Origin of the sequence: Roseiconus nitratireducens, assembly GCF_008629675.1 — a bacterium.
GTDB classification, from domain to species: Bacteria; Planctomycetota; Planctomycetia; order Pirellulales; family Pirellulaceae; genus Stieleria; species Stieleria nitratireducens.
This window is the reverse complement of sequence record NZ_VWOX01000004.1, coordinates 409,102-423,422: the sequence shown is the minus strand read 5'-3', so window position 1 is coordinate 423,422 and position 14,321 is coordinate 409,102. Positions and strand designations below refer to the sequence as shown.

General features: G+C 61.9%; 13 protein-coding genes. 1 reads left to right on the top strand and 12 read right to left on the bottom strand.

Annotated elements, in window-relative coordinates; translation table 11 throughout:
* Positions 1-33: 33 nt before the first annotated feature.
* From FYK55_RS09470 to FYK55_RS09460, 3 genes are all read right to left on the bottom strand, one after another.
* On the bottom strand, positions 34-738 hold the full coding sequence (locus FYK55_RS09470; RefSeq protein WP_150076149.1) for an anti-sigma factor family protein: 705 nt from the start codon (positions 736-738) through the stop codon (positions 34-36).
* Positions 735-1,397, bottom strand: a complete 663-nt coding sequence (locus FYK55_RS09465) for an RNA polymerase sigma factor (RefSeq protein WP_150076148.1) — start codon at positions 1,395-1,397, stop codon at positions 735-737. The genes FYK55_RS09470 and FYK55_RS09465 overlap by 4 nt, the downstream gene beginning before the upstream one ends.
* Positions 1,398-1,563: 166 nt before the next feature.
* A complete protein-coding gene (locus FYK55_RS09460) occupies positions 1,564-2,247 on the bottom strand; it encodes an FHA domain-containing protein (protein WP_150076147.1) in 684 nt (227 codons plus the stop codon).
* A gap of 230 nt (positions 2,248-2,477) precedes the next feature.
* Here FYK55_RS09460 and FYK55_RS29980 point away from each other — a divergent pair, with 230 nt between their 5' ends.
* Positions 2,478-2,612, top strand: coding sequence for a hypothetical protein (locus FYK55_RS29980; RefSeq protein ID WP_261344950.1), 135 nt, complete (start codon positions 2,478-2,480; stop codon positions 2,610-2,612).
* A gap of 3 nt (positions 2,613-2,615) precedes the next feature.
* Here FYK55_RS29980 and FYK55_RS09455 read toward each other — a convergent pair whose 3' ends face one another.
* From FYK55_RS09455 to FYK55_RS09415, 9 genes are all read right to left on the bottom strand, one after another.
* Complete coding sequence (locus FYK55_RS09455; RefSeq protein WP_150076146.1) at positions 2,616-3,380, bottom strand: lipoate--protein ligase family protein; 765 nt, start codon at positions 3,378-3,380, stop codon at positions 2,616-2,618.
* A complete protein-coding gene (gcvPB, locus tag FYK55_RS09450; RefSeq protein ID WP_150076145.1) occupies positions 3,377-4,837 on the bottom strand; it encodes an aminomethyl-transferring glycine dehydrogenase subunit GcvPB in 1,461 nt (486 codons plus the stop codon). Before gcvPB ends, FYK55_RS09455 begins: the two co-directional genes overlap by 4 nt.
* Positions 4,838-4,850: 13 nt before the next feature.
* Positions 4,851-6,233, bottom strand: coding sequence for an aminomethyl-transferring glycine dehydrogenase subunit GcvPA (gene gcvPA, locus FYK55_RS09445; RefSeq protein ID WP_150076144.1), 1,383 nt, complete (start codon positions 6,231-6,233; stop codon positions 4,851-4,853).
* A gap of 133 nt (positions 6,234-6,366) precedes the next feature.
* On the bottom strand, positions 6,367-6,768 hold the full coding sequence (gcvH, locus tag FYK55_RS09440) for a glycine cleavage system protein GcvH (protein WP_150076143.1): 402 nt from the start codon (positions 6,766-6,768) through the stop codon (positions 6,367-6,369).
* Positions 6,769-6,819: 51 nt separating this feature from the next.
* Positions 6,820-7,938: a glycine cleavage system aminomethyltransferase GcvT gene (gene gcvT / locus FYK55_RS09435; RefSeq protein WP_150076142.1), complete on the bottom strand. Its 1,119-nt coding sequence runs from the start codon at positions 7,936-7,938 to the stop codon at positions 6,820-6,822.
* Positions 7,939-8,430: 492 nt separating this feature from the next.
* Complete coding sequence (gene rnr / locus FYK55_RS09430; RefSeq protein WP_150076141.1) at positions 8,431-10,695, bottom strand: ribonuclease R; 2,265 nt, start codon at positions 10,693-10,695, stop codon at positions 8,431-8,433.
* A 169-nt stretch (positions 10,696-10,864) separates the two neighbouring features.
* Positions 10,865-12,295 (bottom strand): aldehyde dehydrogenase family protein, encoded by a 1,431-nt coding sequence (locus FYK55_RS09425; protein ID WP_161604394.1) that lies wholly within the window; start codon positions 12,293-12,295, stop codon positions 10,865-10,867.
* A gap of 49 nt (positions 12,296-12,344) precedes the next feature.
* The gene (locus FYK55_RS09420; RefSeq protein ID WP_150076139.1) at positions 12,345-13,121 is read right to left on the bottom strand and encodes a class I SAM-dependent methyltransferase; all 777 of its coding nucleotides are present in this window, start codon (positions 13,119-13,121) and stop codon (positions 12,345-12,347) included.
* Complete coding sequence (locus FYK55_RS09415; RefSeq protein WP_150076138.1) at positions 13,121-14,320, bottom strand: glycosyltransferase family 2 protein; 1,200 nt, start codon at positions 14,318-14,320, stop codon at positions 13,121-13,123. Before FYK55_RS09415 ends, FYK55_RS09420 begins: the two co-directional genes overlap by 1 nt.
* Position 14,321 lies beyond the last annotated feature (1 nt).

Genomic DNA, 14,321 nt, shown 5'->3' with positions numbered 1-14,321 from the left:
CCACCGTTCGATGCCCGATCAAATCGCACCGGTTCATGCGACGTCATCCCAGCGGACGTCTCGGCGAACCTTCGACGTCTGCTCATTGAACGGCTGCGATGGCTCTTCCGGTCTCATCTGAGATTTGGAAGCCGCCGGCTGTCCACTTTGGATCAGGATCGCGATCGCTTGCCGCATGGAACGTTCAATGGGCGCAACGCCCTGTCGAACCGAAACCACCGCCGGGATCGTTTGGCGGACCCAATTTTCTTCCCGGACGGCGGCTTCCTGGACTGCGGCCCACCAGGGTGTCGCGCGGAGCAGTGAGGCCACCCCCGCGTCAGTCGTCGCGTCGGCGTTACGGCGGCGTTGGCTTGTCGCCACGTCCGTGTCCCGGGAGGGCAGGGGAGACGTCGGTGAGATCGCTGTGGCGTCGGGTGGCAGTACGGCAACGGGACCCGTGACAGGATCTTCGCGTAGCACCTGATGTCCCCAGGCGATCAACAGTCCGGCGGCGGCCAGGGTACCCAGCCATGTCGCGACGGCAGCGGTGCGTCGGCGGCCGTTTCGGGGATGCTCCGACGAGGCCAGTGAAACTCGGCCGCTCGCCAATGAGGCGTCGATACCTTGCCAGATTGCCATCCGTCCCCGGCACGCTTGGCAGTCCGCAGCGTGGGCTTGCAACTGGCTGTCTCGCGACGGATCCTGCCGCCGGTCAAGTAAATCGTCTAGCTGCCGCTGGAATTCATGACAGTTCATGACGCGTCTCCCGGAGAAGTCGGGGCACCGGACGAAGTGCCGGAAGGAAACAACACATCGCGGTGTTGCAGTCGCTGGATCAGCCCCGCCCGCGCGCGATGCACCAGCGTCTTTACCGTACCGACGGGGCACCGCAGTTGTTCGGCGATCTCCGCATAAGGCATCGACCGCTGATGGAATAGTTCAAACGCTTGCCGCTGCCGTGTCGGCAAGGACCGCAACGCCAATGCAATCTCTTCCCGCAACGCCGCGGCGGCCTGTGCCTGAGTGCTGCAGTCCGACGGTGGTTCGGCGACCGAGGTCAGCGGGGCGTGACTTTTTCGCCGCGCCAATTGGCTGCGGGATCGATTCCCGGCGACCTTGGCCAGCCACGGCTCCAGTGGCCGCCGAGGGTCCCAGCGGTCCAAGTAGCGAACGACGCGGGTAAACGTTTCCTGGGTAGCGTCTTCAGCGTCCTGCCGATGACGCAAAATTGAGAAACAAATTCGGAACACAAAGTCGTGATACCGATCGACGAGAACCGCAAAGGCGTGGGCGTCGTCGGCGACGATTCGACGCGCCAAAGCGGCGTTCGATTCCGGAGCCGCGGCGGCGGAGATCTTCAACTCCTGGCGAGCCTTCCTGGCGGCTGGAAGCAACGGTCGGTGAGGATTCGGCATTCCAATGTCAGATCAAGTTGCGTCTGATCAAGAATCCCGGAACAGGTATTCCGGAGCCGCGACGGCCGTGTCGCGGTCGATTTTGTTTTACGTTCGCCGCCAAGACGCGGCTCGAACAAAGCTTGAGATCAGGGCGACAGTTCACAGCAAGCCTGCCGCGTGTCCGCTAACGACCGCTGAAGAATCGCTTCAGGGCGTCGTCCGCGGCATCCTTGGAGTTCTCCGTGGTGGCCTTTCTCATGCCTTCGGGCAATTTGCCCTTCTTCTGCTTTTTCTGCTGTCGCAATCGCTCGATCAAAGACGTGTCGTTGACCGAGAGGTCACCGCTGGATTCGTCCTCGGCAGCCTCCTGTTCGATCTTCTTGGCATCGTCCACCTTGAACTGACGCGTATCGGGATCGGAAAGTTTGCGGACCCGGTCAATCTGGTCGGCTTCATCCAACCAGCCCGTGACGTCCACTTCTTCGAATCGGCTGTCACTTTCCTTGACGGTGCGGGCGGCTGCGTCTTGAACGTCGGCCACCTGCGGTTTCTTATTCCCGTGCAAACCGTGTTCGATCATCACTTCGAATTGCAGCTTGCCCACGCGGAGCAGGTCGCCGGCATTGAGAACCTTGGCGCGGTCGCTGGGAAGTCGCTTCTCGTTGACGTAAGTCCCGTTCCGGCTTTTCAGATCCTGGATCAAGACGCGTCCTTCTCGGATCACCAGGATGCAGTGTTTTCGACTGATCGAATCGCTCTTGGGCCGCAACTGGCAGGAGTCACTTCGTCCAATTAGAAACTTCTCCCCCGTGACGGGAATCTCGGTTCCCTCATGACTTCCCGTCTTGACCTTGAGCTTCACTTGCATAACGCACCTGTTACTTTGAATTTCGAACGCGGGCCAGGCGTTCTACGCATCCGGGGGATCAGTCGAGTTGCGGGATTGCCCACCGAACTCCATGCAACCGAGCTACGAGTAGTGTAGACGGTTACACAGGCAGGGAGAATGCCGCAATCCTACTTTTATGCCTCACTCATAGCCCAAGGAGGGGGTAAGAATCCGAACCACTCCATGGGCGTTTCTCGCCGAATTCGCAGATGTACACCATCGATAGTTGGGGCGGAAACACCACCATCGACCAACCCGCATTGCCGCCGATCGATCGTGACGGAGTCTCCTTCGTCGCGCCGCGGCCGTCGGCTGAGCATGACGACGTTCCCATTTCCTGTTGAACGTTAGTGGCGATTCCACCAGCGGTCGCTGGCGAACCGATCGGCAACGATTTGCAGGGCCGATGTCCGTTCCTGTTCCGTTTCACCGTCGGCCGCAAAGCGAATGCCAAGTGTTTGACCGAGTTGCCGGGCGATTTGTTCCGACAGTTTTTCCACGTCCAGGTCGATCGATGTCAGTTCAAACAATCCTGGAAGCTCCGGGGCATGTCGGCTGACCCGCAACAGCAGACTGCCGTGTTGCAAGACTGCCTGTCGCATGCGGCGCTGCGCGCTGCCGAGCACTTTGTAACCGCTGACGATCAAGTCCTCGTCGGTCCGTCGTTGAAAGCACAGAAATGCATCGGCGTCACCGCCCAGCCGCGAGTCCAGGCGATGAGGTCGGGCCGAGATCGACCGTTCGGCAAGAACCTGGGCGATTGCCGCATGCACGCCGCGGTAAAGTTCCATCCGGGCGCCCGAGTCGCGGGCCTGGATCGGATAGGTCAGGCTGTAGGTCAGTTCATGGTGGTGCAGGATGGCACCGCCTCCGGTCGATCGGCGCACTTGGGCGACGTTCCGAAATGTCGGAGGCAATGGTTCGCTGGATTGAAAGTAACCCAGTGAGAGCGTCGCCGTTTTCCAGCCGTAGAACCGCAGCGTGGCAGCAGCACGACCGTCTTGGCGGGCGGTGCGGTCGACCGATTCCAGCAACGCCTGGTCCAAGGCCATGTTCCAGGCGGCGTCGCCCCGACGAAACGGCAGCAGGCGCCCGACCGACTCGGCCGTCATTTGTCCTTTTCCGTCCATCGCAGGATCGGTTTTCGCGCCGCGATCACGTCATCGGGACGGCTGATGTTCGTCGAATGCGGGGCGTGTTCGACCACATCGCCGGATTCTTCCGTGATGCGGAACAGCGCTTCGGCGAACGCATCCAGCGTTTCCTTGCTCTCGGTTTCGGTGGGTTCCACCATCACGGCTTCTTCAACGACCAACGGGAAGTAGACGGTCGGCGCGTGAAACCCGAAGTCCAGCAGCCGTTTCGCCAGATCCATGGCCGACAAGTGCTTCTCCTTTTTCAGCTTCTTTGCCGAGGCGACGAACTCGTGCATGCAGCGGTCGCCGTGGGGCACGTCCAAAATGTGACGCACTTTGCTGAGCAGGTAGTTGGCCCCCAGCACGGCATCCTCGCTGACGCGGCGCAGACCTTCCTTGCCGTAAGTGCGGATGTAGATGTAGGCCCGCGCGAGCACGCCGACATTGCCGAAAAAGCTCCGGACACGGCCAATCGTCTTGGCCGGGTCGACGGTGCGGAATTCCTCTCCGACCTTTTCCACCACCGGACCGGGCAGGTAATCCGCCAGGAAGTCGCGAACGCAGATCGGCCCGGCGCCGGGTCCGCCGCCGCCGTGCGGACCCGAAAAGGTTTTGTGCGGATTGAAGTGCATCAGGTCGGCACCAAAATCCCCGGGGCGGGTGATCCCCAGAATCGCATTCATGTTGGCACCATCCAAATAAATCAGCGCGCCGGCCTCGTGAACCAGGTCGGTGATTTCCTTGATCTGCGAATCGAACAGCCCCAGCGTGTTCGGGTTGGTCAGCATGAACACCGCGGTCTTGTCGTCCAACTTGCTTTTCAAGTCGTCCAGATCCACCAGCCCCTGGGCATTGCTCTTGACCGTTCGCGTCGAGAAGCCGGCCATCTGGGCGCTTGCCGGGTTGGTCCCGTGGGCGGAATCCGCGGTCAAGACGTAGCGACGCTGGTCTTCACCGCGATCGCGATAATAGGCGGCCGCGACCAACAGGGCGGTCAGCTCGCCGTGCGCTCCGGCGGCCGGCTGCAAGGAGACGCCCGGCAGCCCAGCGATCTCGCCGATCATTTGTTGCAACTCGTACAGCATCTGCAACACGCCGGGGACCGAGCGGTCGCTTTGAAGGGGATGCACGTCGACCAGGCCGGGCAGCGATGCCATCCGCTCGTTCCGCTTGGGATTGTACTTCATCGTGCACGAACCGAGCGGATAGAAGTGGGTGTCGACACTCATGTTCAGCGTCGACAAGTTGACGAAGTGGCGAACCACGTCACCCTCGGCCAGTTCGGGCAGCGGGGGTGGCGCATCGGCCAATTGGTCAGCGGGGAGCAGCGACGCGGCTGTTTCGCCTTCGGCGGGCAACGGCGGCAGATGGTGCGCGCGCCGTCCGCTTCGACTCATTTCGAACAGCAGCTTGGTGGCTTGTTGGTTACGCATCTCGATTCACCTTTCAAACAGTTTCAGCCAGTCGATTCGCTTCGTCCGCCGGCGCGGATTCCAGAACTTTCATCAGCCGGTCCAGATCCGCTTCGGTCCGCTTCTCGGTGACCGCCACCAGGAAACAGTCCTTCCATTTCGGTTCCATCGGCCCCACCGGGACCCCGGCCAGCACGCCGTGATCGGTGGCGTGTTCCAGCAGAGCTTGGACGTCGCCTTCGCGATCGCGGACCAGGAATTCTTTAAATACCGGACCGGCGTGAACCAGTTCAAAGCGTTCGCTGGCGGCGAATCGCTCACGAGCCTGGTTGGTTTTGACGACGCAGTGTTCGGCCGTTTCCTTCAAGCCCTGGGGACCCAGCAAGCTGAGGTACACGGTCGCCCGCAATGCCAGCAGCGTTTGGTTGCTGCAGATGTTGCTGGTCGCCTTCTCACGTCGAATATGTTGTTCGCGCGTCTGCAGGGTCAGCACCCAACAGCGGTTGCCACGACGGTCGGTGGTCTGGCCCGCGATGCGGCCCGGCATCCGACGCATCAGGTCCTGGCGACAAGCCATGATGCCCAGGTAGGGGCCGCCGTATTGCAGCGGATTGCCTAGGCATTGGCCCTCGGCCACGGCGATGTCGACGCCCAGATCCCCGGGGCGTTTCAGCAAACCCACGCTGATCGGGTCGAACGACTGGATGACCAGGGCGCCCGCTTGATGCGCCGCATCCGCGATCTTTCGAACTTGTTCCAGGCGGCCGAAAAAGTTCGGGTGCTGAATCAGCACGCAAGCGGTCTGTTCGTCGATCGCGTCGAGGATGCCTTCGCTGGTCCCAGATTCCGAAGCCGGCACGACCACCAACTCGGCATCGATGTTTTGCAAATACGCTTCCAAGATCTCGCGATACTCGGGGTGCACCGCGTCACTGGTGATGACCTTGTGGCGTTTCTTGACCGAAGCGAGCGCCATCAGCACCGCTTCGGTGGCGGCCGATCCACCGTCGTACAGGCTGGCATTGCTGACGTCCAAGCCGGTGATCTGGCTGACCAGCGTCTCGTACTCGAACATCACCTGCAGGTTGCCCTGGCTGACTTCCGCCTGGTAAGGCGTGTACGACGTGTAGTATTCGCCCCGCGAAGCGATCTCATCGACGACCGCGGGGATGAAATGGTCGTAGGCCCCACCACCCATGAAGCACACGTGCGACGAGACCGACGCGTTGGAAGCGGCCAACCGCCGCAGTTCACTCTCCAGGGTCATCTCATCAGCGGCCGGCGGCAACTCCAGCGGCCGCTTCATCTGCACCGCCGGCGGCACTTGGCCGTCGATGATTTCTTGAACCGATTCGGCACCGATCGCGCGGAGCATTTCGCGGCGGTCGGATTCGGTGTGAAACAGATACCCGTTCATAAAAACGTCCAGGGTGGGTTGGCAGACAGGTGGTGCGGTCGGGGTGGGACCGCTACTTCTCGGCCGTCGCCAGCCGAGTCAGTGACCGGCCCGGGGAACCGGGCCGACGACGCGACAGTAAGAATCGCGAAACTCAGCCGGATTCAGCGCACTGTTTTTGGTAGGCGGCAAAGTCCATCAAAGACTCCAGTCCGGACTCGTCTTCGATTTTGATTTTGACGATCCAGCCGAAGTCGTAAGGATCATCGTTCAGACCTTCCAGGTTGTCCGGCAGGTCGCTGTGCACCTCGACGACTTCGCCGCCGACCGGGCTGTACAACGGACTGACCGCTTTGACGGACTCGACTTCACCGAATTCATCTCCGGCGTCGACCGTTTTTCCGACTTCTGGCAAATCCATGTACACCAGGTCGTTGAGTTGTTCGATCGCAAAGTCCGAAATCCCGATCGTTGCGATCTTTTGTCCGCCTTCCTCGGACACGTCGACCCACTCATGGGTTTCGGCGTACAAAAGCTTGCTCTTATCGCGTGCCACGTTGTCAGCTCCTCTGCAAACAGGTTGAACCAGTCGGTTGGGAAAAGGGTGCTATTGGGGCCGCTTGTAAAACGGCAGTTTGGTCCGGGTCGCCTTGGAGCGTTTGCCGCGAATGTCCACTTGGAACGCCTGGGCGTCGGCATGTTCGCGATCCACCATCGCCATCGCGATCGGGTGCCCGAGTGTCGGTGAAGGGCCTCCGCTGACCACGGTGCCCACCGGGTTTCCGTCCAGGTCAAGCACTTCGGCGCCGTCCCGTGCGGGACGCTTGCCCTCGGGCAGCAACCCGATCCGGACTTGACGGGTGCCGGATTGGATCAGGTCGGCGATGGCATCGCGACCGATGAACTGGCGGTCCTTGATGTTGCAGGCGAAGCGGAGCCCGGCGGAGATCGGGTCGATCGATTCGCTCAGCTCATGTCCGTACAGCGGCATCCCGGCCTCCATCCGCAACGTGTCGCGCGCGCCCAGGCCGGCGGGACGAAAGCCGGCGTCGCGTCCGGCCAGCAAGAAGTTTTCCCAAACCCGCGTCGCCTCTTCGGCACGACAGACGATTTCAAATCCGTCCTCGCCGGTGTACCCCGTGCGGCTGACGATGACCGGTTTGGACAGGTGGTCGGTGATCGCCGCCTGGTAGTATTTCAATCGAGCGGGGTCAAAGGAAAACAGTCGCTTGCAGGTTTCCATCGCCAGCGGGCCCTGGACGGCAATCATGGCCGTCACTTCCGTGCGATCGGAAAACGTCACGCGTGGAAAGTCTTCCAGGTGAGGCTTGATCCAATCGACGATCTTTTCCCGATTGGCGGCGTTGACGACCAGCAGGTGATAACGCGTGTCGCTGGGCGTCTTCAGGTGAGAGACCAGAACGTCGTCCAGCGTGCCTCCGTCGCGGTTGCAAATCAGCCCGTAACGCACGCCACCGACGGCCAGATCCGTGACGCGACGCGTCATCAACCGATCCAGCAATTCTGCGCTGCCCTCGCCGTCGAAGCGAAGTCGACCCATGTGGGAGACGTCAAAGAGGGCCGCGGCGGTGCGGCAGGCGTGATGCTCGCTGACGATCGAATCGTACTGGATCGGCATCTCCCAGCCCGCGAAGGGAACCATGCGAGCGCCCGCGTCGCGATGGCACCGGTCGAGCGGGGTGGAGGAAAGTTGAACCTGACTCATGCGTCACTCGAAAGGGGTTGGGTGCGGTCCGTCGGTGCTGGCTTTGTCGACCAATGACTCGTGTCGCGCCGAAGTCTCACTGCACCCATCACACCAATCCACGCCAACGGCAGGCGATTGTTGGACGACAATCACCGTGTCGGGACGCTTCGAATGCGGGGCCAAAATGTCAACGATCAGTGTGCGGCGTGGCGATCTTGGCCTGCGGCCTCGGTCGTCATGACACCGCCAGAGTGTATCGAATGTGCAAGCACGTTCCAGGGTTCGGCGCGGTCGAAACGCATCGGAAGCGAAAATGTCGCGAATTTTCACCTCCACCCCCGGCCAATCGCGGGGGCCCTGCCGATCGCGAAAGCCCGCCCGATCAGAGAATCCCGGCCGATCGCAAAGGCGGGTCGGATTGGACGAACCGCGCCGGTACCGTCCGATTTGACGCTCCCCGTTCATTCTGCGCGGTGAACGTTCACCGCCCCGGCCGGTGTGGCCGCCGCGTCAGCGTTTCCGGCGTTTCTTTTTCTTCTTGTCACGCCGGTCTTTTTTTCGCTTCGCCTTGTACGGTGATTTGTTGGACGCTTTCCCGCTGCGATCGAAGGGGTCGCTCTTGCCCACCGAATGGTTCTTGACCGGTTCGAAGAACAGTTGCCGCTGCGTCAGATCCACCTTGGCCACGCGGACGGTCAGCTGGTCTCCCAGGCGATAGCGGTTGTGTGCCTTGAATCCCACCAACATCTGGCCGCGTCGTTCAAACCGGTACTTGTCGGGCGGCAACTGGTGCATCCCGACGTATCCGTCCACGGGCAACTTGATGCAGCGGGCCAGGAAGCCGTCGCCGAACACCCGGCTGATGACTGCGGGCATGGTCTGGCCGAGATGCTTCTTGAGAAAGTGCAACAGCTTCAACTGAGTCAATTCGCGTTCGGCCTGAGCGGCGTTGCGTTCCATGTCGCTGCAGTGGTGTCCCAATTTCAACACCGTGCCGTAGGCGTCGTCGGGCGTCGATTCGCCGGCCCGCAATCGATCCACCAGGCGGTGAACCGTCAGGTCGGGGTAGCGTCGAATGGGGCTGGTGAAGTGGCAATAGTGCTGCATGTCCAGCGCGTAGTGGCCGTCGTTCTGAGGCCCATAAACGGCTTTGTTCATGCTCTTGAGCACCGCGAAGTTGACGGCATCTTCAAGGGGCGTGCCGGCGACGCGGTCCAGCACCTGCTGGATCTCGAAGCGACTCTCGACCGAGTCGATTCCCAGCCGCAGGTCGCGGACGAAGTTGGAGAGTTGGCGAAGCTTTCGCCGTTCCGGCGGCGGGTGGATGCGATGCAGGAAGTTCAGATCGGCGTCGTCCAACCACGTTGCCACCGCCTGGTTGGCGGCCAGCATGAACTCTTCGATGATCTGATGGCTTTCGGTGTTCACCGTGCGGTAAGCGCCTTTGACTTTGCCGCTGCGATCCAATTCCAATTTGACCTCGGGCATGTCCATCGAAATGGCACCGCGACGGAAGCGGCGTTGGCGGATCTGCATCGCCAAGGTGTGCATGTCCCGCAACAGGTCGCAGATGGCCGGTCCCCATTTGTCCTGGTACTTTTCCGGCGAATCCAAGAACTGGTCCACCAGGGCATAGTGCAAACGCAAATCGCTGCGGATCACACTGTTGTGCACCTCGGTGTGGACGACGGTTCCGTCTTCGTCCATCTCGATTTCAACCGTCTTGGCCAGCCGCTGCTTGTCCGGCTGCAGACTTGCCAGGTGGTTGCTGATGATTTCCGGGACCATCGGGATGACGCGGTCCGGAAGGTAAACACTGGTTGCCCGACGCCGCGCCTCTTCATCCAGTTTTCCGCCGGGTTTCACGAAGTGTCCGACGTCGGCGATGTGAACCCACAAACGCCAGTGTCCGTTCTGTTCGCGTTGCAAGGAGATTGCATCGTCAAAATCACGGGCGTCGAAGGGATCGATGGTGACCGTCAGGTGTTCGGTCAGGTCCAATCGGTCGGCCGGAATCTGGTCTTCATCGAACTCATCGGCGCGCTGTCGGGCTTCGTCGATCACCTCTTCGGGAAATTCGTCCGGCAGACCGTACTGCCGCATGATCGTCAGGGTGTCGATGGCCGGGTTGGTGCTGCTGCCCAAGCGTTCCAAGATGATCGCTTCGCCCCCCTTGCCGTCTTCCTCCGGGAACTTGACGACTTCGACAAACACCTTGTCGTCGGTCTCGATGGGCAAGCCTTTGACGTCGCCGACTTGCACCGGTTCCTCGTAGGGGGTCCCGTCCAGGTAGACGACGGCTTGTCCCTTCAGTGTGGCAAAGGTGCCGGTGAATTGACGTCGTGCCCGCTGGATGATCCGGACGACGCTGGCTTCTGTTCCGCCGCGACGTGAGGGGCGGACCTTGGCCTCGACCAGATCGCCTTCCAATGCCCCGCCGGTCTGGCCGGGTGGGATGAAGAAATCCTCGGTCACGGCTTCGTCGCCGCTGTCACCCGGACGCAGGAACCCGAATTCGCCGCCGGCGGCCATCCGAAAGACCCCGCGCACCTGGTCGTGGGGGCCGCCCACCATGCCAGGGCTGATCACCAAGTGGTTGGACCCGTAGAACAATCGACCCTCCAGGACCAATTGTTTGATCGTCCGACGCAGTTCGCGGTATTCGTCCGGATCCAGACGCAGTGTTTCGGCGATTTGCTTCGGCTTGCTGGGGCGATAGTCCGACGACACCACCAACCGCATCACGCGGTCAGCCAATTCTTGTGAGATTTCCATCCAACAAGGATAGCGTTTGGTCGGCCGTTAGGAACCGCCGCGGCGCGGTGTCGCTTGGTGGTGTTGCATAGCACCTCTGGCTGACGTTGGCGTGTTGCAGGGTGCTCTTGCGGCCCCCTGTCGCATCGGCAGCCCGACGTGGTTGGGGCGTCCGGTACTCCACCCCACGTCAGACGCCGCGCATCGTCACCCATTGCCAACGCGTGAAATCATCGAGCGCTGTTTCCATCCCTTCGCGACCAAAACCGCTGGCACCGTCGCCTCCGAAGGGGACCTCGGGCTCTTGCTGCAAGGTCGAATCGTTGATGTGCAGCATCGCGGTCGGCAGTCGTTGGGCGAATTCCATTGCCGTCGCCAACGAAGCGGTGTGGACGGCGGCGGACAGGATCCCGGGGGCGCTTGCGGCCAAGTTGATCGCGTGGTCGACGTCGTTTGCTCCTTCCACCGTGACGACCGGTCCGAAGATTTCCTCCCGCAACAGCAGCATGTCTTCATCGACGTCGATGATCACGGTGGGGTGCAACCGGTTTCCTGACCATTGCCCGCCGCAGCAAATCTTGGCGCCCCGCTCGACAGCCTGTCGCAGACGCTCGCGAATTCGGTCGCAGGTTTGCGAGTCGATCAGCGGACCGATCATCGTCGTCGGCTCCCTGAGCGGACCCAGGGACAAGCCCGAGGCAGCCGCAACGAAACCGTCCAGGAACGCCTGGTACACGGATCGGGCCACGATGATCCGGCTGGACGCCATGCAGATCTGTCCCTGGTAGATAAATCCGCCGCGGATTGCCGCCTGGATCGCGGTGGGGAGGTCGGCATCGGACAGCACCACCAAAGGATTCTTGCCACCCAACTCCAAAGTAACACGCTTTCCTTCCGCCCCGCAGATCGATTGCACGTGACGGCCGACGCGCTCGGATCCCGTGAACGTCACCGCGGCGACCCGCGCGTCCGACACGAGGTGGTCACCAATTTCGCTGCCGTCTCCGAACACCACGTTCATCGCGCCCGGCGGGACACCGGCTTCGTGGAACAGACGCGCCGTGCGATCGGCGATGGCCGGTGTGTGCTCCGATGGCAGCCAGACAAACGTGTTTCCGGTCGCCAGCGACGTGCTGGCCTGTTTGACGCCTTTGATCAGCGGCACGTTGAATGGCGTGATCCCGGCGACCACGCCGATCGGGCGGCGAAAGCCCAAACTCCATCGACCCTGGATGTCGCTGGGGTAGGTCCGGCCGGTCAGGCGTCGCGTGATCCCCGCGTTTGCCTTCAGCAACCGAGTCGCGATCTCGATTTCCATCTTTGCCTTGCCGATCGGGGACCCGATTTCACGAATCAACAAATCGCAAAACTCATCGGCGTCACGCTGCAGCAAAGCCGCGGCCTGGAGCAGGATGGTTTCGCGCTCGGACGGAGTGGTCTGGGCCATCGGTTCGGCGGCGCGGTGGGCAGCATCCACCGCCTTGTCAACGTCGTCCGCTCCGCCACGCAACGCCTCCGCGACAACCGTTCCATCTTCCGGATTGACCGACTGGAACCGCCGGCCGCTTTCGGTGCCGTGGGGCTTCGCGTCAATCCAGTGCCGGATCAAAGAGGGCTTCACGGTTGAGCTTTCGGTGCGGGAGGAAAGGAACGGAGCAAACCGTCTGGCGTCAATCAGCAGAAGCGGAATCTCGATCGGCACGTTCGCCAGTGGCGGCAACGCCTGCAGAAGCATCGCTGGCAGGTTGATCGCCTGGCGTCGCGACGGCGGCCAGCTTTCCCCACCGGGTTTGCCAGGACAGAACGCGGAAATGTCGATCGAAGCTGTGCCGAATCACCTCGGGCGCGCCCAGCCATTGTTCGTACGTCACCCGTTCACGTTCGGTCATCGTCGCCAAGGCGTCGCCTTTGGCATACAGCTTGCGCACCAGCGACCGATCCGTGATGGCGTGGGCGAGCACCAGGAACGGCGTCCGCCACGGTTCAATCACGTAGAACGACCCGCCGGGGCGAAGGATCCGTGCGACATCGGCCAGCGACCGATCCAGGTCGTCCGGGATCCGTGGCAGGTGGTGCAGTCCTCCCTGGACGATCACCACGTCGTAGCTGTCCGCTGGCATCGGAAGGTCCAAGCAGTCGGCCAGATGCAGCGTCGCCGGGCCCCGGTACTCCTCCAGCAGTGTGTCGCTCAGGTCGACGCCCTCCAACCGTCGAAACCCCATCCGCTGCAAAGCGATCAGCCCGTTTCCACGGCCGCAAAAGATCTCGACGATCCGCGCGTCCCGATCCAGCTCCTCAAAGCCGAACCGCTTCAGCCGGCCAATGAACTTTTGAATTTCTTCTTCCGGTGTTTCAAACCGCTTGTAGGCAGCTTCCCATTCGGGGTCGCAGCAAAGTTGGCCCGACGCGACGTGGCGAATGATGTTGGGTTGGGCGTCACCTTGCATCACGCCGCCCCCGTTGCAGATTCCCGTTCAACAGCCACGGGGGCGCGTCGGTGGCGTTGCATCTGCAACACCCCGGCCATCAATGACGCCATCGCGGTCTGGAATCCGATCGCCACCAGGGTGACGCCGGGGACGACCCAACGCATCGTCTGCGGATAGACCAGGGGGCCAAAGTCTTGGCGCCACCAGCGCCAGACAATCACCAGGATCAACAACGCTCCAATCGCACCTTCCAGGATCCCCAACACCAGTCCCCGTTCCACCGTCACCCGTTCCAGTTTTTCGTGTGGCGGCATCATGCCCTCCCGGCCGGTGAAGATCCTTGCCAGTACCGCCAGCAAGACGCACTGCCAGCCCATCAAAATCAGCAGGCTTGCCACCAGCAGGGTGTGGACGTCCAGCTTGGCACCGAAAACCGCGGTTTGAGGCATCGCCAAGGCGTAACCCAGCAAGCCGATCGCCATCAGCAGCAGTCCGGGGCGGAAGAACGTCCATTTGGGACTGAACACCAGGAACAGCCGCAGGGTACGCCAACCGTCGCGGAACGTACGCAGGTGCGGGCCGTGTTCCTTCCTGCCGTCCGGATGCAGCGTGATCGGCACCTGGCTCATCGATGCGCCGTACAAGCCACTCTTGATGATCATCTCGGTGGCGAATTCCATCCCGGGCGAGCGCAGGTCCAGACGGTCGTAGTGCTTCCGCGTGAATCCGCGCATGCCACAGTAAACGTCGTTGATCGGGATGCGGAACATCAATCGAACCAACCAGCTGAGCACGGGGTTGCCGAACCAGCGGTGCAGGAAGGGCATCGCCCCGGGCATCACGTGCCCGCCGCCGCGGGGAAGGCGACAGCCTTGCACCAGATCGGACCCCTGCCGGAGCGCGTCGACGAACTTTGGGATCTCCAGAAAGTCGTAGCTGTCGTCGGCGTCGCCCATCAGGACGAACCGTCCCCGACTGGCCTCAATCCCATTCATCAGGGCCGCGCCGTAGCCGCGTTCGGTGACGGGGACCACACGCGCGCCGTGCTCGGCCGCCAACTCCTGCGATCCGTCGGTGCTGCCGTTGTCCGCCACGACGACTTCGCCGACAACGCCTTTCTCCTGCATGGCCCGCACGGCTTTTTGCACGCACGTGGCGACCGTATCGGCCTCGTTCAGGCAGGGCATCACGACGGACAGTTCGATCGTCTCACTCATG